The 1,837-nt window shown below is 68.5% G+C and carries 3 protein-coding genes and 1 pseudogene; 1 reads left to right on the top strand and 3 read right to left on the bottom strand.

All coding sequences use genetic code 11. The features are described 5' to 3' along the window. Both ACM6JT_RS24640 and ACM6JT_RS24635 read right to left on the bottom strand, forming a co-directional pair. Positions 1-327, bottom strand: a 327-nt coding sequence (locus ACM6JT_RS24640; RefSeq protein ID WP_414857503.1) for an amidohydrolase family protein, incomplete at its 3' end; no start/stop codon positions are given. Between the two features lie 18 nt (positions 328-345). Next, positions 346-513, bottom strand: a complete 168-nt coding sequence (locus ACM6JT_RS24635; protein ID WP_034183346.1) for a DUF1427 family protein — start codon at positions 511-513, stop codon at positions 346-348. Positions 514-639: 126 nt separating this feature from the next. On the opposite strand from ACM6JT_RS24635, the gene ACM6JT_RS24630 reads away from it, so the two are divergent. Beyond that, positions 640-1,563: a LysR family transcriptional regulator gene (locus ACM6JT_RS24630; RefSeq protein ID WP_034183345.1), complete on the top strand. Its 924-nt coding sequence runs from the start codon at positions 640-642 to the stop codon at positions 1,561-1,563. A 63-nt stretch (positions 1,564-1,626) separates the two neighbouring features. On the opposite strand, the pseudogene ACM6JT_RS24625 reads toward ACM6JT_RS24630, so the two are convergent. Further along, positions 1,627-1,837: pseudogene (locus ACM6JT_RS24625) on the bottom strand (hydrolase); the annotation flags it as partial.

Here is a 1,837-nt window from a genome sequence, read left to right as displayed (position 1 = left end):
GGGCGTGATCGCGACCTGCCGCCTGAGCATGTCCATCGCGACCGCGAGCGAACGTACGCCGTCCCAGCGCAGCTCCATGTTGTAGTTCAGGCCGCCGCGAATCACGTGCGTATGGTTGTCGATCAGGCCCGGCAGCACGGCACGGCCGTCGAGATCGACGACCTTCGTCGCGCGGCCCGCGAGCGGCACGATCTCCGCATTGCCGCCGACCGCGATGAAGCGGCCGTCCTTGATCGCGACGGCGGTGGCGACGGGGTTCGCACGATCGAGCGTCGTGATGCGCCCGTTGTGCAGGATGAGATCGGGTTGAGTATCGATTGCGCTCATGATGTGTCCTCGATGCGGTCAGAAGCCGAGCCAGTGACGGACCGGCGCGATGCTGCCTGCGCCGATCAGCATGCCGGCGAGGCCGACCAGCGCGATCAGCGGCGGTGCCGGCGAGCGCACCTTGATCACGCTGTACACGACGCCGATCAACACGCCGGCGCCCAACGAAAGTAGATAAGATTCCATAACGATTTTTCTCCCTGGCCGGATTAGAATCACCTGCATGGCGCGCCCGCCTTCGCGGTGCATCGCATCGGCGGCACGATCCGCTGCCGCCGAATCGGTTTCGCTTCCCTGCCACCCGTTCCGACCATGCAACACCTTCCTGATCTCGAAGCCTGGGCCATCTTTGCCCGTGTCGCGGAAACCGGCTCGTTCGCGAAGGCTGCCGACCTGCTCGGCGTGTCGCAACCGACCGTGTCGAAGGCGATCGCGCGCCTCGAAAAGCGTCTCGGCGCGATGCTGCTGTACCGCACGTCGCGCAAGCTGTCGCTCACGCCGACCGGCGAGCTGCTGCGCGACCGCGCGATCCGCCTGCTCGCCGATGCGGAGCTGATCGAAAGCGAAGCGTCCGCGCACGCACTCGAACCGCACGGTCTCGTGCGCGTGAATGCGCCGATGTCGTTCGGGGTGCGCCATCTGTCGCCGGTGCTGCCCGCGTTTCTCGAGCGCTATCCGCGCGTCGACATCGACCTCGTGCTCACCGATCACATCGTCGACATCGTGTCCGGCGGCTTCGACGTCGCGGTCCGCATCGCGGAGCTCAGCGATTCGTCGCTGCGCTCGCGCCGGCTCTGCGCGGTGCGCCGGCCGCTCGTCGCGGCGCCCGCGTATCTCGACCGGCGCGGCCGCCCCACGCACCCGCGCGACCTCGAACAGCACGTGTGCCTCACCTATACGAACCTGCCGACGCCCGAGCACTGGCGCTTTCGTCACCCGGCATCGGGCGAGGAGGTCGGCATGTCCGTGCACGGCCGCATCCGCACCAACAACGCGGACGTGATCGTCCCCGCGCTCGTCGCCGGCCACGGCCTCGCGCTGCAGCCCGAGTTCCTGGTATGGGAAGAGATGCAGCGCGGCGAGCTCGAGGAAGTAATGGGCGACTGGAAGATCGCCGACATCAACGTCAACCTCGTCACGCCGCCCGGCATGCTGCGCGCCGCGCGCGTGACGGTGCTGCTCGAGTTCCTCGCCGAACACTTCTCGCACGCGCCGTGGGCGCTGCCCGTGGCCTGAACGCGCGGCGGCCGACGGCAGGCAATCGCCGCGCCCATCGCGACGATCGCGGCAGGCGGCCCGTTACTTCGCCGGCACGGGCGGGATCGACTCGTGCGGCGTCAGCGTACGCTCGGCCGCCTTGTGGACCATCGTGTACGCGTAATCGACGCCCATCCCGTACGCGCCCGAGTGCTCCTTCGCGATCGCCATCACCGCGTCGTAGCTCTCGCGGCGCGCCCAGTCGCGCTGCCACTCGAGCAGCACCTGCTGCCACGTGACGGGCACCACGCCG

It is taken from the genome of Burkholderia sp. IT-111MI5 (assembly GCF_949752865.1).
GTDB classification, from domain to species: Bacteria; Pseudomonadota; Gammaproteobacteria; order Burkholderiales; family Burkholderiaceae; genus Burkholderia; species Burkholderia pyrrocinia_C.
Note: the sequence above shows the minus strand (reverse complement) of the source record. Positions and strands in the feature narration are given on the sequence as shown.